General features: G+C 69.2%; 22 protein-coding genes. 8 read left to right on the top strand and 14 right to left on the bottom strand.

What is annotated here, in order from left to right; all coding sequences use genetic code 11:
• Positions 1 to 37: 37 nt before the first annotated feature.
• A complete protein-coding gene (locus JM664_RS10035; RefSeq protein WP_227419765.1) occupies positions 38 to 340 on the bottom strand; it encodes an ASCH domain-containing protein in 303 nt (100 codons plus the stop codon).
• Positions 341 to 497: 157 nt separating this feature from the next.
• On the opposite strand from JM664_RS10035, the gene JM664_RS10030 reads away from it, so the two are divergent.
• Both JM664_RS10030 and JM664_RS10025 read left to right on the top strand, forming a co-directional pair.
• Positions 498 to 1463 carry a Gfo/Idh/MocA family protein gene (locus JM664_RS10030; protein ID WP_227419764.1) on the top strand — a complete coding sequence of 322 codons (966 nt, stop codon included), beginning with the start codon at positions 498 to 500 and terminating at the stop codon, positions 1461 to 1463.
• Positions 1464 to 1522: 59 nt separating this feature from the next.
• A complete protein-coding gene (locus JM664_RS10025; RefSeq protein ID WP_227419763.1) occupies positions 1523 to 2239 on the top strand; it encodes an NAD(P)-dependent oxidoreductase in 717 nt (238 codons plus the stop codon).
• Positions 2240 to 2243: 4 nt separating this feature from the next.
• Here the strand turns inward: JM664_RS10025 and JM664_RS10020 are convergent, their stop codons facing one another.
• A complete protein-coding gene (locus tag JM664_RS10020; protein WP_227419762.1) occupies positions 2244 to 2555 on the bottom strand; it encodes an ArsR/SmtB family transcription factor in 312 nt (103 codons plus the stop codon).
• A gap of 111 nt (positions 2556 to 2666) precedes the next feature.
• Here JM664_RS10020 and JM664_RS10015 point away from each other — a divergent pair, with 111 nt between their 5' ends.
• The 4 genes from JM664_RS10015 (at position 2667) to JM664_RS10000 (ending at position 6410) form a co-directional block, all read left to right on the top strand.
• Positions 2667 to 3125: a YeeE/YedE family protein gene (locus JM664_RS10015; RefSeq protein ID WP_227419761.1), complete on the top strand. Its 459-nt coding sequence runs from the start codon at positions 2667 to 2669 to the stop codon at positions 3123 to 3125.
• Complete coding sequence (locus JM664_RS10010; protein ID WP_227419760.1) at positions 3125 to 3559, top strand: DUF6691 family protein; 435 nt, start codon at positions 3125 to 3127, stop codon at positions 3557 to 3559. Before JM664_RS10015 ends, JM664_RS10010 begins: the two co-directional genes overlap by 1 nt.
• A gap of 2 nt (positions 3560 to 3561) precedes the next feature.
• Positions 3562 to 4473, top strand: coding sequence for an MBL fold metallo-hydrolase (locus JM664_RS10005; protein WP_227419759.1), 912 nt, complete (start codon positions 3562 to 3564; stop codon positions 4471 to 4473).
• 149 nt (positions 4474 to 4622) lie between these two features.
• The gene (locus JM664_RS10000; RefSeq protein ID WP_227419758.1) at positions 4623 to 6410 is read left to right on the top strand and encodes a SulP family inorganic anion transporter; all 1788 of its coding nucleotides are present in this window, start codon (positions 4623 to 4625) and stop codon (positions 6408 to 6410) included.
• 4 nt (positions 6411 to 6414) lie between these two features.
• Here JM664_RS10000 and JM664_RS09995 read toward each other — a convergent pair whose 3' ends face one another.
• The 11 genes from JM664_RS09995 to JM664_RS09945 form a co-directional block, all read right to left on the bottom strand.
• Positions 6415 to 7194 (bottom strand): succinate dehydrogenase iron-sulfur subunit, encoded by a 780-nt coding sequence (locus JM664_RS09995; RefSeq protein ID WP_227419757.1) that lies wholly within the window; start codon positions 7192 to 7194, stop codon positions 6415 to 6417.
• A 10-nt stretch (positions 7195 to 7204) separates the two neighbouring features.
• Complete coding sequence (locus JM664_RS09990; RefSeq protein WP_227419756.1) at positions 7205 to 7531, bottom strand: hypothetical protein; 327 nt, start codon at positions 7529 to 7531, stop codon at positions 7205 to 7207.
• A complete protein-coding gene (locus tag JM664_RS09985; RefSeq protein ID WP_227419755.1) occupies positions 7528 to 7800 on the bottom strand; it encodes a hypothetical protein in 273 nt (90 codons plus the stop codon). The genes JM664_RS09990 and JM664_RS09985 overlap by 4 nt, the downstream gene beginning before the upstream one ends.
• Positions 7784 to 8596, bottom strand: a complete 813-nt coding sequence (locus tag JM664_RS09980) for a polysaccharide pyruvyl transferase family protein (protein ID WP_227419754.1) — start codon at positions 8594 to 8596, stop codon at positions 7784 to 7786. Before JM664_RS09980 ends, JM664_RS09985 begins: the two co-directional genes overlap by 17 nt.
• A gap of 43 nt (positions 8597 to 8639) precedes the next feature.
• On the bottom strand, positions 8640 to 10442 hold the full coding sequence (sdhA, locus tag JM664_RS09975; RefSeq protein WP_227419753.1) for a succinate dehydrogenase flavoprotein subunit: 1803 nt from the start codon (positions 10440 to 10442) through the stop codon (positions 8640 to 8642).
• Positions 10443 to 10452: 10 nt separating this feature from the next.
• Positions 10453 to 10824, bottom strand: coding sequence for a succinate dehydrogenase, hydrophobic membrane anchor protein (locus JM664_RS09970; protein ID WP_227419752.1), 372 nt, complete (start codon positions 10822 to 10824; stop codon positions 10453 to 10455).
• 12 nt (positions 10825 to 10836) lie between these two features.
• A complete protein-coding gene (gene sdhC, locus JM664_RS09965) occupies positions 10837 to 11226 on the bottom strand; it encodes a succinate dehydrogenase, cytochrome b556 subunit (protein ID WP_227419751.1) in 390 nt (129 codons plus the stop codon).
• A gap of 101 nt (positions 11227 to 11327) precedes the next feature.
• Complete coding sequence (locus JM664_RS09960; protein WP_227419750.1) at positions 11328 to 12353, bottom strand: MaoC family dehydratase; 1026 nt, start codon at positions 12351 to 12353, stop codon at positions 11328 to 11330.
• A complete protein-coding gene (locus JM664_RS09955; RefSeq protein ID WP_227419749.1) occupies positions 12350 to 12556 on the bottom strand; it encodes a DUF1737 domain-containing protein in 207 nt (68 codons plus the stop codon). Before JM664_RS09955 ends, JM664_RS09960 begins: the two co-directional genes overlap by 4 nt.
• Before the next feature lie 4 nt (positions 12557 to 12560).
• On the bottom strand, positions 12561 to 13118 hold the full coding sequence (locus JM664_RS09950; RefSeq protein ID WP_227419748.1) for an NnrU family protein: 558 nt from the start codon (positions 13116 to 13118) through the stop codon (positions 12561 to 12563).
• Positions 13115 to 13984, bottom strand: coding sequence for an HpcH/HpaI aldolase/citrate lyase family protein (locus JM664_RS09945; protein WP_227419747.1), 870 nt, complete (start codon positions 13982 to 13984; stop codon positions 13115 to 13117). The genes JM664_RS09950 and JM664_RS09945 overlap by 4 nt, the downstream gene beginning before the upstream one ends.
• A gap of 170 nt (positions 13985 to 14154) precedes the next feature.
• Between JM664_RS09945 and JM664_RS09940 the strand changes: the two genes are divergently transcribed.
• Positions 14155 to 14463: a hypothetical protein gene (locus JM664_RS09940; protein WP_227419746.1), complete on the top strand. Its 309-nt coding sequence runs from the start codon at positions 14155 to 14157 to the stop codon at positions 14461 to 14463.
• Here JM664_RS09940 and JM664_RS09935 read toward each other — a convergent pair.
• Positions 14460 to 15206 carry a sulfite exporter TauE/SafE family protein gene (locus JM664_RS09935; RefSeq protein ID WP_227419745.1) on the bottom strand — a complete coding sequence of 249 codons (747 nt, stop codon included), beginning with the start codon at positions 15204 to 15206 and terminating at the stop codon, positions 14460 to 14462. The two genes, JM664_RS09940 and JM664_RS09935, sit on opposite strands and share 4 nt — an antisense overlap.
• 148 nt (positions 15207 to 15354) lie before the next feature.
• Here JM664_RS09935 and mdh point away from each other — a divergent pair, with 148 nt between their 5' ends.
• On the top strand, positions 15355 to 16317 hold the full coding sequence (gene mdh / locus JM664_RS09930; RefSeq protein ID WP_227419744.1) for a malate dehydrogenase: 963 nt from the start codon (positions 15355 to 15357) through the stop codon (positions 16315 to 16317).
• Positions 16318 to 16373 lie beyond the last annotated feature (56 nt).

The following is a 16373-nucleotide window of genomic DNA, read 5'->3' as shown; positions in this document are numbered from 1 at the left end:
GACGGACGCCCCGGCCGCGGCCGGGGCGCCGCACCTGTCAGCGGAGAAGCGCCACCGTCACCTCGTCGCTGCGCGTCATGCTGGGATAGGCGCGGCTCAGCACGTGCCACAGCGCCTCGGCGTCTTCCTCTCCGCTGTCGCGCGCCTCGCGGTCGTCGACCTCCGAGAACGGCTTGTGGCGCACGTCCGTCACGGCGACCTCGATCGCCACGCTTCCGTCCGGCGACCTCAGCCGCATCGGCCCGGTCTCCACCTCGTGCCGGCCATGCCAGACCGCCGCCGCAACGCGGCCGTCGCCCGCGCCCTGGATCAGGTGCTCGGCCAGTGTCATCTCCTGCATCGGGTCCTCCGTTGAACTGCCTGTCGAGGGGGCAATTCCCGAGACCGCCGCGCGGTTCGACGGGAAGTGCCCCGGCGCTCCGGTTTCAGGTCGTGACCCCTTCAAAACGCGGCTCGTGTCTGCTTCGCTTCGGCCGAGGCGGATCCGGAGGAGCGGAATGATCGAACCCTTGCGATGGGGCATACTCGGCGCGGCGAAATTCGCCCGCCAGCACATGGGGCCGGCGATCCACGAGGCAGATGACGCGGTACTTGCCGCCATCGCCACCCGAGATGTGGCGCGGGCCGAGCCTTTCCGCGCCTTCGTCCCCGGCATCGCCGTTTACGACAGCTATGAGGCACTGCTTGCCTCGCCGAACATAGACGCGGTCTACATCCCGCTGCCGAACCACCTGCACGTGGACTGGACGCTGCGGGCCCTCGCCGCCGGCAAGCACGTGCTGACCGAGAAGCCGGTCGCCCTGCAGGAGGCCGAGGTCGACCAGCTGATCGCCGCGCGCGACACGGCCGGGCGGCTGGCGGCCGAGGCCTTCATGATCGTCCACCACCCGCAGTGGCAGTTCGCACGCGCGCTGGTTCAGGACGGTGCGATCGGCGAGCTGCGCCACGTCCAGGGCGGCTTCAGCTTCGACAACAGCGCCGAGCCGCAGAACATCCGCAACCGCGCCGAGACCGCCGGCGGCGCCCTCCGCGACATCGGCGTCTACCCGTTCGGCGCCACGCGCTACGTCACCGGCGCCGAGCCCGAGCGGCTGCAATCGGTCCTGACCAGGGGGGAGGGCGTCGACGTGACCGCCCACGTCCAGACGCAGTTCCCCGGCTTCACCTTCACCTGCTACGTCTCGATGCGGATGCACCCCTACCAGGAGATGGTGTTCCACGGCACGCGGGGCGTCCTGCGCCTGACCGCTCCCTTCAACGCCAACGTCTCGAGCGAGGCGCAGGTGCACCTGACGCGCAGCGGCCACCCCGAGTCGCTGTGGCGCTTCACGGTGGAGCGGCAGTACCGCCTGCAGGTCGAGGCGTTCGGTCGAAGCGCGCGCGACGGCACGCCCTATCCATGCCCGCTGGAGTGGAGCCGCGGGACCATCGCCATGGTCGACGCCGCCCTGCGCGAGGGGTGACGGCGGGGAACGCGGATCCAGCGCGGCACGTTCGCCTCGGTGGCAAGGGGAGCGGCGGCATGACGGACAGCAAGCGCATCCTGATCTTGGGCGCGGGCGGCAAGACCGGGCGCGAGGCGGTGCGGCAGGCCCTCGACTCAGGTCACCACGTCCGAGCCGTGGAAAAGGGCCGCGCGCCGGATCTGCCGCCGCACGACCGATTGACCACGACCACGGCCGATGTGCTCGACGATGATCTCGTGCCGCTGATGCAGGGCGTGGACGCGGTTGTCTCGACACTCGGCCTGCGCCTGTCGCCGATGACAGCGCTCGGCCCGCCTCCACTCTACACCGAGGGCGCTCTCAGAATCACGCAGGCGATGAAGTCCGCCGGCGTGCAGCGGCTGGTCGTGATCTCGGCCAGCTTCGCCGCGAACCGGCAGCAGGCGCCGCTTTGGTTTCAGGCGGCCGCGATGCCATCGCTCATGCGGATCTTCGACCAGATGGCCGACATGGAGCGCGTCCTGCGCGCGACCGAGGGCGTGGACTGGACCGCGGTCCGTCCCGGCTGGCTGCTCGACCTGCCATCGACCGGCGACTACACGGTGGCCGAAGACGTGATCCCGCGCGGCATGATCCGCACCCGGCACGGCGACCTCGCCCACTTCATGCTGCGCTGCGCCACCGGCGGCGACTGGATCCGTGGCACGCCCGCCATCGCGAGGCCCGAGGCGCTGCGTCACTCGACGCCGCCGGCGCTGCTGGCCGAGATCCGCGGCGCGCTCGGCCTCTCCTGACGCGTCAGGAAACGTCGCGGCAGAAGGTGTCGTAGAGCGCACCCATCAGCACCTCGAGCTCAGGGTCGGCAATGCGATAGTAGATCGTCTGCGCCTCGCGCCGCGTCGCGACCATCCCCGCCTCGCGCAGCCGCGCGAGGTGCTGGCTCAGCGCCGACTGACTCAGACCGACCGCAGTTTGGATGGCGCCAACCGACATCTCGCGCTCGGCAAGCTTGCAGAGGATCAGCAGGCGCTTGGCATTGCCCAGCAGCGCCAGCCGGTCCGCCACATATTCCGCCCGCTCCTCCAGAGCCGCGACCGCAGGATCGGTCATCCTACGCCCTTCCATATTAGCCTTGACTAATTCAGTGTCGTCTAATATGTAGATCGCAACGACGGCCGAGGCAAGTCGCCCGCCGCCACCCAGCAATGAAGGAGAGGGAGCATGAATTCCGCCGCCCCCACCGACTTCACGCCTTGGATGTCGCTCGGCGGCGGTATCCTCATCGGCCTCAGCGCAGTCATGGTGATGGCGCTCTTCGGCCGGATCGCGGGCATCGCCGGCATCACCAACGGCGTCCTCGGCGCCGTCGTCCCGATGGGTAGCGCGCCGTCGGACCGCGGCTGGCGCTTCGCCTTCATCCTCGGGCTCATCGCCGCGCCGCTGACCGTGGCGCTGACAGGCGGCACCATCGAGCAGACCGTGTCGGAGAACCTTTCCGGGATGGCGCTCGCCGGCCTGCTCGTGGGCGTCGGCACCGGACTGGGCTCCGGTTGCACCTCGGGCCACGGCGTCTGCGGCATCGCGCGCCTTTCGCGCCGCTCGCTCGTCGCCGTGGCGATCTTCATGGCAGCCGCCTTCGTCACCGTCTTCATCCTGCGCCACGTGACGGGAGGCTTCTGATGCGCAACCTCATGGCGTTCGCCTCCGGCCTCGTCTTCGGCGTCGGCCTTGTGATCTCCGGCATGGCCAATCCAGCCAAGGTGCTGAACTTTCTCGATCTTGCCGGCACCTGGGACCCCAGTCTCGCCTTTGTCATGGGCGGCGCGGTCGCGGCGGCCTTCATCGGCTACCGCCTTGTCTGGCGATTCGAGTCACCTGCGCTGGGCGACCGCTTCGACATCCCGACCAGTACCGGCATCGACCGCCCGCTCGTTATCGGCGCCGCTGTCTTCGGCATCGGCTGGGGCATCGGCGGCTTCTGCCCCGGTCCTGCCTGGACCGCGCTGCCGCTGCTCGCGCCGGGAACCCTCGTCTTCCTTCCGATGATGCTGGTCGGGCTCTGGCTCGGCTCGCACGCCAAGAACCTTCCGATCCTGACTTCCAAAGGAGCCTAACGATGAGCAAGCTCAAGGAGCGCGTCGTCCGCCATTCCCCCTCGCGCGGCGAGGGCAGCCCCGACATCTGGGGCATCTACGAGCCGGACACCGGATCCATCCAGTACATCTGCGCCGATCCCGAGACGAAGAAGGCTGCGCTCATCGACGTTGTGTGGAACTTCGACCCGCAGCACTACCGCTTCTCGACCGAGAGCATGGACCAGGTGCTCGATCTCGTGCGCGAGAACGGTCTGACGGTGGAGTGGGTGCTCGACACCCACCCGCACGCCGATCACGTGATGGCCTCCGCGCATCTCAGAGAGCGTACGGGCGCCCCGAATGCAATCGGCCGGAAGGTCCATGACATCGCCGAGCTCTGGCGCGAGATCTATCACATGCCCGAAGCCTTTGACCCCGACGCCGACTTCGACCACCTCTTCGCCGAGGGTGAGAAGTTCCGGATCGGCAACCTGGAGGCGAGGGTGATGCTGTCGCCCGGCCACACGCTCGGCTCCATCACCTATGTCTGCGGCGACGCGGCCTTCACCCATGACACGCTGATGCAGCCCGACGTTGGCACCTCGCGGGCCGACTTTCCGGGCGGCAACACCGAGCAGCTCTGGGATTCGATCCAGGACATCCTGGCGCTGCCACCCCAGACGCGCCTCTTCGTCGGCCACGACTACGGAACCGACGGCCGCGATGAGCCGATGTGGGAAGCGACGGTGGCCGAGCACAAGGCCGGAAACCGGCACGTGAAGGACGGCACAAACCGCGAGGACTGGATCAGGCGCCGCAACGAGCGCGACGACACGCTGCCGCTGCCAGACCGGATCCTGGCGGCGCTGCAGATCAACCTCCGCGGCGGACGACTGCCCGAGGCCGAGAGCGACGGGCGGCACTACCTCAAGCTGCCGGTCGACCGGTTCTGATCCGGATGCCGCCCAGTGCCGCGCATGGCTTCGGCCGTCGGCCCGGCACGCCGACGTGCGCGCGCCGCCGTCCGGGGCTCGATGCCCCGGACGGGCGCCCTCCCCTTTCGGCCACCCCGCCGGAACCCTTCATCCAAGCGACCTGAGAGATGCTCCGCTACCTGCCGATCCTCGACTGGGGCCGCCACTACGACCGTCGGACGCTGAGCGCCGACCTGCTGGCGGCCTTGATCGTCACGATTATGCTGATCCCTCAGTCCCTCGCCTACGCGATGCTGGCCGGGCTGCCGCCGGTCGTCGGCCTCTACGCCTCGATCCTGCCGCTCGTCGCCTACGCCGTCTTCGGCACCAGCCGGACCCTCGCCGTAGGGCCGGTCGCCGTCGTCTCGCTGCTGACGGCCACCGCCGCCGGCGCCGTGGCCATCCCCGGCAGCGGCGAGTACCTCGTAGCCGCCATCGCGCTCGCTCTGCTGTCGGGGCTCATCCTCCTTGCGATGGGGCTCTTCCGCCTCGGCTTCGTCGCGAACCTCCTGTCGCATCCGGTGATCTCGGGCTTCATCACCGCCTCCGGCATCCTCATCGCCACCAGCCAGCTCAGGCACATCCTCGGCATCGACGCGGGCGGCCACACGATGGTCGAGCTCGCCCGCTCCCTCGTCGACGGGCTGCCCGAGACGAACCTGCCGACGCTCGCGGTGGGCGCTGCGGCGACCGCGTTCCTCTTCTGGGCGCGCTCCCGGCTCCGAGCCGCACTTCGGCATATCGGCGTGCCGTCGTGCGCTGCCGCGATGCTGGCCCGCACCGGTCCCGTTCTCGCCGTCGCCCTCTCGATCCTGGCTGTCGTCCTCCTCGACCTCGGCGCGGCCGGAGTCGCCGTCGTGGGCGACGTGCCGCAGGGGCTACCACCGCTCGCCCTGCCGCCGCTCGACTTCGGGCTCTGGGCGGCGCTGCTGCCGGCCGCGCTTCTCATCTCGGTCATCGGGTTCGTCGAGTCGGTCTCGGTCGCGCAGACCCTTGCCGCCAAGCGCCGCCAGTCGATCCGCCCGGACCAGGAACTGATCGGCCTCGGCGCCGCCAACCTGGCCGCCGCCTTTTCCGGCGGCTACCCGGTGACCGGCGGCTTCGCCCGCTCCGTCGTCAACTTCGACGCGGGCGCCGAGACCCCCGCCGCCGGCGCCTACACCGCCGTCGGCATCGCGGCCGCGTCGCTGTTCCTCACGCCCCTGCTCTACCACCTGCCGGTCGCCGTGCTGGCGGCCACGATCATCGTCGCGGTGCTCAGCCTCGTGGACATCGGGGCGCTCCGCCGCACCTGGAGCTATTCGCGCTTCGACTTCGCCGCACTCGCCGGCACCATCCTCGTCACGCTGATCCGAGGGGTCGAGGCCGGCATTCTGACCGGCGTCGCCATCTCCGTGCTCCTGCATCTCTGGCGCACCTCACGGCCGCACGTTGCGGTGCTGGGGCAGGTCCCCGGCACCGCCCACTTCCGCAACATCCTGCGGCACGACGTGATCTCGGCGCCGCAGGTCCTGAGCCTGCGCATCGACGAGAGCCTCTATTTCGGCAACGCCCGCGCCATCGAGGACGTCGTCCAGCGCGAGGTCGCCGCGCGGCCCGAGGTGCGCGAGGTCGTCCTGAATTGCGCCGCGGTCAACGGCATCGACGCCAGCGCCCTCGAAAGCCTCGAGCTCATCATGCACCGGCTGCAGGACGCGGGCATCAGACTGCACCTCAGCGAGGTGAAGGGTCCGGTGATGGACCGCCTCGCCCGCACCGAGTTCCTCCGCCACCTCAGCGGCGGCGTCTATCTTTCCCACCACGAGGCGCTCGCCGACCTCGCGCCCGACACGACGCGGGACGCGGACGCGCGCGCGCGCCCGGATCTCGATCCCGCGCAGCCGTTCCCGGAGCGGCCGGCGCGGCGGCCGACCTGACGGATCAGACCGCCCGATCGACCATCATCTTCTTGATCTCGGCGATCGCCTTTGCCGGATTCAGTCCCTTGGGGCACGTCTTGGCGCAGTTCATGATCGTGTGGCAGCGGTAGAGCTTGAACGGATCCTCGAGGTCGTCCAGCCGCTCGCCCGTCGCCTCGTCCCGGCTGTCGTCGATCCAGCGCCAGGCGTGCAGCAGCGCGGCCGGACCCAGGAACCGGTCCTGGTTCCACCAGTAGGACGGGCAAGCGGTCGAGCAGCAGGCGCACATGATGCACTCGTAGTAGCCGTCGAGCTTGCGCCGGTCCTCGATCGACTGCCGCCACTCCTTCGCCGGCTCGTTGGTCTCGGTCCTGAGCCAGGGCTCGACGCTCGCGTGCTGGGCGTAGAAGTGGGTCAGGTCCGGCACCAGGTCCTTGACCACCGGCATGTGCGGCAGCGGATAGATCTTGATGTCGCCCTTGATGTCGTCGAGCCCGTAGATGCAGGCCAGCGTGTTGATCCCGTCGATGTTCATCGAGCACGAACCGCAGATCCCCTCGCGGCACGACCGGCGGAAGGTCAGCGTCGGGTCGATCTCATTCTTGATCTTGATGAGCGCGTCGAGGACCATCGGCCCGCACGTGTCCATGTCGACGAAGTAGGTGTCGACGCGCGGGTTCTCTCCGTCGTCGGGGTTCCAGCGATAGATCTGGAACTTGCGCACGTTCGTCGCGCCCTCCGGCTTCGGCCACGTCTTGCCGGTGCGGATGCGGCTGTTCTTGGGAAGCGTCAGTTGGACCATCTTCGTCTCCTCAGATCGCGGCGGCGCCGAATGTGCGCGCCGCGAGGCATTGTTGTGTGGCCGGCCTGCGGGCGATGTCGACCATGAGGTCGATCGCCGAGGGCGTCAGCCCGGTGAGCGTCGTCTCGGCCAACTCGTAAAGCTCCGGCACGGCAGCATTGTCGATGACGCAGTCCGTGAGGGTCTGGACCGGCAGCCCGGGAAACCGGTCGGCGAGGATCGGCTGCACGGCCGCCCGCGCGGCTTCGCGTGCGACCTGTTCGCGGGAGATGGGCACGCACGCCGCCAGCGCAGCCGCCACAACGATGATCGCCCAGCTCGCGCGCCGCCCGCTCAAAACTGTGACTCCCGCTCCGGCTCGGCGCACGCCGTGCGACCGGGCCTCACCACCGCACCGACGTTCAGGCCCACGTCCGTATGCATTCCCTCGTCGCTCACGCCCATCTCCGCAATACCGCCGAGCAGCGGATTGATCTCTCCCGTCCCGGAGCAGAACGCCCGTCCCGCCCCCGATCCACCGGCGCATCCGGCGAGCAGGCAGAACGCCACCGCCACGGCCAGCGGGTGCGATTCCGCCCACTGGGCGCGCTCAGAAAGGGCACGCATCGAGCAGCCGCTCCTTCAACCGCTCATTGTCCGGCACCGGCGCTTCCTTCGCGAGACGCAGCAGGTCCTGCACGGGCGTCTCCCTCCCAACGCGGACGGGCTCCGGCGGGATCTCGACCCCGCCCGCCAAATAGTAGTCGTCAAACTTGACTCCATCCCCCTTGAGCGGCGCCCCGAACGAAACTCGGGCCGAGGGCCGCCCATAGACGTGCGAAACGATGAGACCATGCAGCGAGCTTGATACGGTCGCCGAGCAGGACAGGATCGCCGCGACGACTTCCCGCACCGGCCGCGTCACATCGATCACCCTCACCTCCGGGAGGTCGGCGAATATTTCTTGCGCCTCCTTGGCATTGACGAAGTGCGGGATCACCCCGAGTTCGTGAGTGACATCCGCATGCCGCTGACCCAAGACGTCCGGCAAGAGGATCGCAGGATCGCCGAAGACGTCCGGGCATACGTAGCCCTGTTCGCGACAGCGAGCGCGGGTCATCGGCCCCCGCACCGCGCGGATCTCCCTCGGGCGCCTGAAGCCAACCTCGCGCTCGATGATGCCCGAGCCCCAGACGATCGCCGCGTCATCCCGTTTGATGTGCCCCATGATGCTGCCGGCGGTGACGTAGGCCGATCCGCCGGTCCTATCGTTGAGCTTGTGGTAGAGCGGCGGTCGCCCCTGCCGATCCTCATAGAGCAACGGGCCAATCCAGTCGCCGAAGTTCCTCGGCTCGCCATCGGTCCAGCTCCAGACCATGTTTCTGCCGTCGAGCAGTCCCCAATTCTGCGCGATGCGCGTCAAGCGGCTGGGCTTCCGGACTGATGCTCCGGTCGCGGACACCGGGTTAGTAGACCCGCGCCTTCGGCGCGATCTTCTTGAGGTCGATGCCCCCCTCGTTGTGACCGATCAGCGGGTTGAGGTGCACCGGGCGGTAGCCGAGCGTCACGCCGCCGTTGACCCAGGCCAGCGTGTGCTTGCGCCAGTTTTCGTCGTCGCGGTCCGGGAAATCCTCGTGCGCGTGGGCGCCGCGGCTCTCCTTCCGGGCTTCGGCGCTGACGATGGTGGCCAGCGCGTTGGGCATGAGGTTGGTCAGCTCCAGCGTCTCCATCAGGTCGGTGTTCCAGATCATGCTGCGGTCGGTGACGCGCAGGTCGTCCACCTTGGCGGCCACCGCCTCCATCTTCTTCATGCCTTCCGCCAGCGTCTTCTCCGTACGGAAGACGGCCGCATCCTGCTGCATGGTCTTCTGCATCTCGAGCCTCAGGTCGGCCGTTGGCGTTCCGCCCTTCGCGTGACGCAGCGCATCGAACCTCGACAGCGCCTTCTCGACGCTCGCCTTGTTGGTCTCGGGGTTGCCGCGGGTCCGGTCCACCACCTCGCCCGCCTTGATCGCCGCGGCGCGGCCGAAGACCACGAGATCGATCAGGCTGTTCGAGCCGAGCCGGTTGGCCCCGTGCACGGAGGCGCAGCCCGCCTCGCCCACCGCCATCAGGCCCGGCGCGATGCGGTCGGGATCCTCCTCGGTGGGGTTCAGCACCTCGCCCCAGTAGTTCGTGGGGATGCCGCCCATGTTGTAGTGCACCGTCGGCAGGACCGGGATCGGCTCCTTGGTCACGTCGACGCCGGCGAAGATGCGGGCCGACTCGCTGATCCCCGGCAGCCGCTCGTGCAGCGTCTCGGGCGGCAGGTGGTTCAGGTGCAGGTGGATGTGGTCGCCGTCCTTGCCGACGCCCCGCCCCTCGCGGATCTCCATCGTCATGCAGCGGCTGACGACGTCGCGGCTGGCGAGATCCTTGTAGGTGGGCGCGTAGCGCTCCATGAACCGCTCGCCTTCGGAGTTGGTGAGATAGCCCCCCTCGCCGCGGGCGCCCTCGGTGATCAGGCAGCCGGCGCCGTAGATGCCGGTCGGGTGGAACTGCACGAACTCCATGTCCTGCAGCGGCAGCCCGGCGCGGGCGACCATGCCGCCGCCGTCGCCGGTGCAGGTGTGCGCCGAGGTGGCCGAGAAGTAGGCGCGCCCGTAGCCGCCGGTGGCGAGTACCGTCATCTTCGCGTTGAAAACGTGGATCGACCCGTCCTCGAGGCTCCAGGCGACGACGCCCTGGCAGACGCCGTCCTCGGACATCACGAGGTCAATCGCGAAGTACTCGATGAAGAACTCGGCCTTCTGCTTCAGGCTCTGGCCGTAGAGCGTGTGCAGGATCGCATGGCCGGTCCGGTCGGCGGCGGCGCAGGTGCGCTGGACCGGCGGCCCCTCGCCGAACTCGGTCGTGTGGCCGCCGAACGGGCGCTGGTATATGCGGCCGTCCTCGGTGCGGCTGAATGGCACGCCGTAGTGTTCCAGCTCGTAGACCGCCTTCGGTGCCTCGCGCGCGAGATATTCCATCGCGTCGGTGTCGCCGAGCCAGTCCGACCCCTTCACCGTATCGTACATGTGCCACTGCCAGTGGTCGGGCCCCATGTTGCCGAGGCTGGCGGCGATGCCACCCTGCGCGGCGACCGTGTGGCTGCGGGTCGGAAAGACCTTGGTGATGCAGGCGGTCCGAAGCCCCTGCTCCGCCAGACCCAGCGTCGCGCGCAGGCCGGAGCCGCCGGCGCCGACGACGATGGCGTCGTAGGTGTGTTCGGTATGATCGTAGGCCGCCATCACTCGCTCCTTACAGCGCCAGGCTGGCGAGCGCGAAGAGCCCCACCGCCGCCGCTCCATAACTGATGCAGATCATCGCCATGACGAGCGCCTTGCGCGTCAGACCGTCGGAATAGTCCTCGATCATGATCTGCACGCCGCCGCGGAAATGGACCATTCCCACGATCAGCGTCAGCGCCGCCACGATCGCCGGGAACGGCCGGCCATAGTAGACGACGACCTCCTGCCAAGGCCGCCCGAGCGCCGAGCCGAAGGTGAAGACGAAGAGCGGCACGAGGATGACCAGCGCGACCGACGTCACCGTCATGTTCCAGTGATGGTCGGTCCCGTGGCCCGTGGCGCCCGTGCCGCGGGCGCGCTTGCGGTCTGTGATGAACGCCATGTCCCTGTCCCCTCAGATCACCAGCACGGTCAGCAGCGTCAGCACCACCGAGCCGCCGATCGCCACGTAGCCCATCGTGTAGGCCGTCGGAAGGTCGAGGCCCCGCCCCGTGTCCCAGATCAGGTGCCGGATCCCCGCGAGCGAGTGGTACCAGAGCCCCCAGAGCGACAGGAACATCACCAGATCGCCGAACCAGGACCGGAGGAAGCCGTCCGCCCGTTCGAATGCATCCGGCCCCGTCGCCGCCGCCAGCAGCCACCAGACGATCAGCAGCACCGTGACCAACATCGCGTTGCCGGTGATCCGCGTCAGGATCGACGTCACCGACGTCATCTGGAGCCGGTAGTACTTGCCCAGCATGAAGGGCGAGAGCGGTCGGTTTCCCCGTTCGAGTTGGGCCATGGGCGTCCCCGTTTCTGCTTTGCTGACCGTCATAGCCGAATTGCCGCCGGTGTCACCGTCTGCGCCGGGAAAAAATGCCGCGGCTGCACACGAAGCTGTGGCTAGACGGGGCAGGCCGCCCAGATGTCGAGGTCGAGGAGCACCCCGTCACGATAGCGCCCATCCTCGCCCAGCACCGGCCCCGGCTCGGTGCCCGCCCGCGCGGCAACCAGCCGCAGGCGCAGTGCCCCCGCCCCCGGCGCGTCGAGTTCGGCGCGGTCCAGCACCTCGGACCAAGCCGTCACCGTGTCGCCCGCGAAGCAGGGGGCGACATGGCTGCCCGCGTTCAGCGCCAGCACGGGTTGCGCGTTGGCAAGGCCATTGAACGAGAGCGCCCGCGCAAGGCTGACGACGTGTCCGCCATAGACGAGCCGCCGCCCGTCCGGCCGGCTGCCCGCGTCGAAATGCACCCGCGCGGTGTTCTGCCACAGGCGCGTCGCCATCATGTGCTCCGCCTCCTCGACCGTCACCGCGTCGGCGTGGTCGACGACCTCGCCGACGGCGTAGTCGGCCCAACGCCGAGTGTCGCCCGCCATCTCGAAGTCGTAGTCGTCGAAGTCGAGGCCCCAGGGCAGCACCAGGTCCGCCGGCAGCACCGCCGGGGCCAACTTCGGCACCACCGGCTCCGGCGCCTCGCCGCCCTCCTCGCGCCTGCGCACCATGACCCACCGGACGTAGCTCAGCACCCGGTCGTCGCGCTGGTTGAGGCCGGTGGTGCGGACGTAGACCACGCCGCTCCGCCCGTTCGAGTTCTGCCTCAGGCCGATCACCTCGCTCTCGGCCCTCAGCGTGTCGCCCGGATGCACCGGCGCCAGCCACCGCCCCTCGGCATAGCCGAGGTTGGCGACCGCGTTCAGGCTGATGTCGGGCACCGTCTTGCCGAAGACGGTGTGAAACACGATCCACTCGTCGAGCGGCGCGGGCTCCAGCCCGCACTCGGCGGCGAACGTGTCGGACGAGGCCAGAGCGTGCCGCGCGGGGTAGAGCGCGTGGTAGAGCGCCCGCTCCCCCTGCGTCAGGGTGCGCGGCACGGCATGTCGGATCGTCTCGCCCAGATGGAAGTCCTCGAAGAACCGCCCCCGACTCACTGCTCGCCCAGCTTCATCGACGGGTCATAGTCGGTCGGCACTTCCTTCGTCACCGCCTGCGCGCAGCGCATCACGCCGTTGGCGTGGTCCCACGCGTAGGCGGGCGCGCCGTGCAGCTCCCACCCCTTGGACAAGGCCGCGCTGACCTTGTGGCAGAAGGCCGAGTTGTCCTCGCCCGTGAGCAGTCTGTAGAGCCGCGTCATCGCCTCACCCGAAGGGCCAGTAGCCGAGCCAGCCATGGATCAGCGCGACCACGACGTAGAGCACGATCCCGCCGACCACCGCCCTTATCTCCTTGGAGATCGGTGCGGGCGGCGGCGGCGTCCAGGCCGGCTCCGCCCGATTGATCAGCACCATCTCCACTAGCGCCCAGACTAGGAGGCCGCCGAACAGGATCAGCGACGGCACGTCGCCGTTCACCAGCAGGTGCCCCACCGCCCAGAGCGAAAAGCCGATCAGCTGCGGATGGCGCGTCAGCCGGGTCACGCGCGTCTTCATCCCCGCCGCCGCGAAGAGGTAGAAGCCGATCAGCACCAAGAGGTTGTTGATCCCGACCAGTGCCTGGCTGCGGCCCCAGAAGAAGGCGCCCTCGGCGCTCCGATAGCCGATTACCATCAGCACGACCGAGAGGACGAGCAGCACCGCGAAGATCCCCTTCGCGCGGTCTCCCATCCGCTCGGCCATCGCCGAGCGGGCGTCCGGCGCCACCCGTTTGAAGAGGTGCGCGCCCCACCAGAGCGCAAGCCCGAGGATCAGCCAGATCATGCCGTCGCCATCCGTGAGATCGCCTCGGCCCGCGCCAGCGTCGCGCGCGCCGTCTCCACGTGCAGGTTTTCGACGATGCGCCCGTCGAGGACCGCCACGCCCTCGCCCCGCGCCATCGCGCCCTCGAATGCCTCGATCTGCGCCCGCGCCGTCGCCACCTCGTCCTCCGACGGAGCGAAGATGCGGTTCGCGGTCTCGAGCTGCGACGGGTGGATCAGCGTCTTGCCGTCCATGCCCAGCTCGCGGCCCTGCCGGCACTCCTCGGCCAGCCCCGCCTCGTCGCGGAAGGCGTTGTAGACGCCGTCGACGCAGACAATCCCCGCCCCACGCGCCGCCATCAGGCAGGCCTGCAGCGCGAACATCAGCGGCAGACGGTCCGCCCGGTGCAGACAGCCAAGCTCCTTTGCGAGGTCGTTCGTGCCCATGACGAAGCCGCCCATGAGCGGCGCCCGCGCGATGGCGGCCGCGTTCAGCACGCCCGCCGGCGTCTCGATCATCGTCCAGATGGCGGCGTCCGAGCCCGCCGCGTCGAGCACCCGCGCGGCCGCCTCCACGTCCTCGGGCGCGATGACCTTGGGCAGCAGCACCGCCTCGACCGGCACCTTCGCCGCCGCCGCCAGATCGTCCGCGCCCCACTCGGTCTCCGCGGCATTCACCCGAATCAGCTTCGCCCGCGCGCCATAGCCCCCGGCGTCCAACGCGGCCGCCAGCGTCTGCCGCGCCGCGGCCTTCTCGTCCGGCGCAACGGCATCCTCGAGGTCGAAGATGATGGCGTCACAGGCAAGGCCGCGCGCCTTGTCCAGCGCACGCTCCTTCGACGCTGGGATATAGAGAACCGAGCGCCAGGGCCGGGCCGCGTGATCCATCCTGTCCCCCGTTGGGCTTGGCCAAGCCCAACATGCGCCGCCTGTTTCCGCAAGTGCGAAAGGCACCCGCGCAACACCCACCGCACGCTTCCTTCAGCGCCGTTTACCCGACCGCACTCAACCTGAGCGTGCGGTCCGCTGCGGACCGTGCTGCCAACTGGAGATCCGTCATGAACCGCCACGTCTTCATGATGTCGCTGGGCTTCGGCGCGCTCGCGCTCACCGCCCAGAATGCACTGTCCCAGGAAACCACCACCTGCGCGCCGCGCGAGATCGTGCTGCAGAAGCTCTCGGACCGCTGGGGTGAGATCCGGCAGTCGGTCGGCCTCGGCCGCGGCAACCGGATAGTCGAGGTCTTCGCCTCGGGCGACACCGGCACCTGGACCATACTCGCCACCTCGCCCTCGGGCCTCTCCTGCGTCGTCGCCGTCGGAACGGCATTCGAAGCGCTGAGCGAGCCCGCGGGCGACCCCGCCTAGGTCAGCGCCTCCCAGACCAGCTTGGCGCCGGTCAACGACAGGAGCGCGTAGGTTATCGCGAAGAAAAGGGTCTCCGGCACCAGCCGGTGCGCCCGCACCCCGATCCACACGCCCGCCAACGCCACCGGGACGAGCACCAGGTTCGCCGCCAGGGTCTGCGCGGTGAATATCCCCAGGAGCGCGTAGGGCACGACCTTGAGGAGGTTGACGGCCCAGAAAACGAGCACCGTCGTCGCCTGGTACGCGGTCTTGGTCGCCCCCTGCGCCAGCAGGTATACCGCGACCGGCGGACCGCCCGCATGGCTGACGAAGCTGGTGAAGCCCGCCGCCAGCCCGGCGAGGAGCCCGAGCCACCCCGGCGCCTCGACCTGCCGGATCCGCACCAGCCCCCGCATCCGCGCCAGCTGCCAAGCGACGAAGAAAAGCGCGACGAGGCCGATCAGCAGCCGGATCAGGTCCTCGTCCGCCACCCGCCAGAGCAGCGCGCCCAGCGCCACGCCCGGCACCGATCCCGCGATCAGCACCCGCGCGTCGCGCCACCGCCAGCGTCGCCAATATGGCCGCAGAGCGGCCACGTCCATCAGCATCAGCATCGGCAGCATCACACCGAGCGCCGTGCCCGGATCGACCACCAGCGCCAGGATAGCCGACGCCGCGAACGCGGCGCCGGAGCCGAAGCCGCCCTTCGAGATGCCCGCGAACAGCACCGCCGGCACGGCGAACCAGTAGAACCCCGCCTCCAAGCCCGCCCTCCCAACCAGATACCTGCGCCTCGCCTAGCCGATCCCAACGTCCGCCGTAAGCCGCACGGCGGACCGAGGGGCAAGCTTGCGCGACCGCGCGCGAGGGACTAGGCCATCGCGAAATCGCATGCTGAGAGGAGCCTTCCAGATGGCCAGACCCAAGATCGCGCTGATCGGCGCCGGACAGATCGGCGGCACGCTCGCCCATCTCGCGGCGATGAAGGAGCTGGGCGACGTCGTCCTCTTCGACATCGCCGAGGGCACGCCGCAGGGCAAGGCGCTCGACATCGCCGAGTCCGGCCCGTCGGAAAAGTTCGACGCCGCCGTGACCGGCACCAACGACTATGCCGACATCGCCGGCGCCGATGTCTGCATCGTCACCGCCGGCGTCCCGCGCAAGCCCGGGATGAGCCGCGACGACCTTCTCGGCATCAATCTCAAGGTCATGAAGGCCGTGGGCGAGGGCATAAAGGCCAACGCGCCCGACGCCTTCGTCATCTGCATCACCAACCCGCTTGACGCCATGGTCTGGGCGCTGCGCGAATACTCCGGCCTGCCGCACGAGAAGGTCGTGGGCATGGCGGGCGTGCTCGACTCGGCCCGCTTCCGCCACTTCCTCAGCCTCGAGTTCGACGTCTCCATGCGCGACGTCACCGCCTTCGTCCTGGGCGGCCACGGCGACACGATGGTGCCGCTCACCCGCTACTCCACCGTCGGCGGCATTCCCCTGCCCGACCTCGTCAAGATGGGCTGGATCACGCAGGAGCGGCTCGACGCGGTGGTGCAGCGCACCCGTGACGGCGGCGCCGAAATCGTCGGCCTCCTCAAGACCGGCTCGGCCTTCTACGCCCCCGCGACCAGCGCCATCGAGATGGCCGAGGCCTACCTCAAGGACCAGAAGCGCCTGCTGCCCTGCGCCGCTTGGGTCGAAGGCGCCTACGGACTCAAGGGGATGTATGTCGGCGTGCCGACGATCATCGGCGCCGGCGGGGTGGAGCGCGTCGTGGCCATCGAGCTCAACAAGGACGAGCAGTCCATGTTCTCGAACTCCGTCGACGCGGTGCGCGGCCTGGTGGACGCCTGCAAGGGCATCGACGAAGGCCTGAACTGATATAGCGTTCGCCATAGGTCGCTGCCGCCGCGGGCCGGCCGCCAGCACGGCGGCCG

The organism is Roseitranquillus sediminis (genome assembly GCF_016918935.1).
Taxonomy (GTDB): Bacteria; Pseudomonadota; Alphaproteobacteria; order Rhodobacterales; family Rhodobacteraceae; genus Roseitranquillus; species Roseitranquillus sediminis.
Note: the sequence above shows the minus strand (reverse complement) of the source record. Positions and strands in the feature narration are given on the sequence as shown.

What these genes read in the sequence shown, in the direction of transcription:
- JM664_RS10025 (WP_227419763.1), top strand. Translation starts at nt 1,523, where the DNA reads ATGACGGACAGCAAGCGCATCCTGATCTTGGGCGCGGGCGGCAAGACC.
- JM664_RS09945 (WP_227419747.1), bottom strand. Translation starts at nt 13,984, where the DNA reads ATGGATCACGCGGCCCGGCCCTGGCGCTCGGTTCTCTATATCCCAGCG.
- JM664_RS10020 (WP_227419762.1), bottom strand. Translation starts at nt 2,555, where the DNA reads ATGACCGATCCTGCGGTCGCGGCTCTGGAGGAGCGGGCGGAATATGTG.
- JM664_RS10000 (WP_227419758.1), top strand. Translation starts at nt 4,623, where the DNA reads ATGCTCCGCTACCTGCCGATCCTCGACTGGGGCCGCCACTACGACCGT.
- sdhA (WP_227419753.1), bottom strand. Translation starts at nt 10,442, where the DNA reads ATGGCGGCCTACGATCATACCGAACACACCTACGACGCCATCGTCGTC.
- JM664_RS09955 (WP_227419749.1), bottom strand. Translation starts at nt 12,556, where the DNA reads ATGACGCGGCTCTACAGACTGCTCACGGGCGAGGACAACTCGGCCTTC.
- JM664_RS10010 (WP_227419760.1), top strand. Translation starts at nt 3,125, where the DNA reads ATGCGCAACCTCATGGCGTTCGCCTCCGGCCTCGTCTTCGGCGTCGGC.
- JM664_RS09985 (WP_227419755.1), bottom strand. Translation starts at nt 7,800, where the DNA reads ATGCGTGCCCTTTCTGAGCGCGCCCAGTGGGCGGAATCGCACCCGCTG.
- JM664_RS09995 (WP_227419757.1), bottom strand. Translation starts at nt 7,194, where the DNA reads ATGGTCCAACTGACGCTTCCCAAGAACAGCCGCATCCGCACCGGCAAG.
- JM664_RS10005 (WP_227419759.1), top strand. Translation starts at nt 3,562, where the DNA reads ATGAGCAAGCTCAAGGAGCGCGTCGTCCGCCATTCCCCCTCGCGCGGC.
- JM664_RS10015 (WP_227419761.1), top strand. Translation starts at nt 2,667, where the DNA reads ATGAATTCCGCCGCCCCCACCGACTTCACGCCTTGGATGTCGCTCGGC.
- JM664_RS09940 (WP_227419746.1), top strand. Translation starts at nt 14,155, where the DNA reads ATGAACCGCCACGTCTTCATGATGTCGCTGGGCTTCGGCGCGCTCGCG.
- JM664_RS10035 (WP_227419765.1), bottom strand. Translation starts at nt 340, where the DNA reads ATGCAGGAGATGACACTGGCCGAGCACCTGATCCAGGGCGCGGGCGAC.
- JM664_RS09950 (WP_227419748.1), bottom strand. Translation starts at nt 13,118, where the DNA reads ATGATCTGGCTGATCCTCGGGCTTGCGCTCTGGTGGGGCGCGCACCTC.
- JM664_RS10030 (WP_227419764.1), top strand. Translation starts at nt 498, where the DNA reads ATGATCGAACCCTTGCGATGGGGCATACTCGGCGCGGCGAAATTCGCC.
- mdh (WP_227419744.1), top strand. Translation starts at nt 15,355, where the DNA reads ATGGCCAGACCCAAGATCGCGCTGATCGGCGCCGGACAGATCGGCGGC.
- JM664_RS09970 (WP_227419752.1), bottom strand. Translation starts at nt 10,824, where the DNA reads ATGGCGTTCATCACAGACCGCAAGCGCGCCCGCGGCACGGGCGCCACG.
- sdhC (WP_227419751.1), bottom strand. Translation starts at nt 11,226, where the DNA reads ATGGCCCAACTCGAACGGGGAAACCGACCGCTCTCGCCCTTCATGCTG.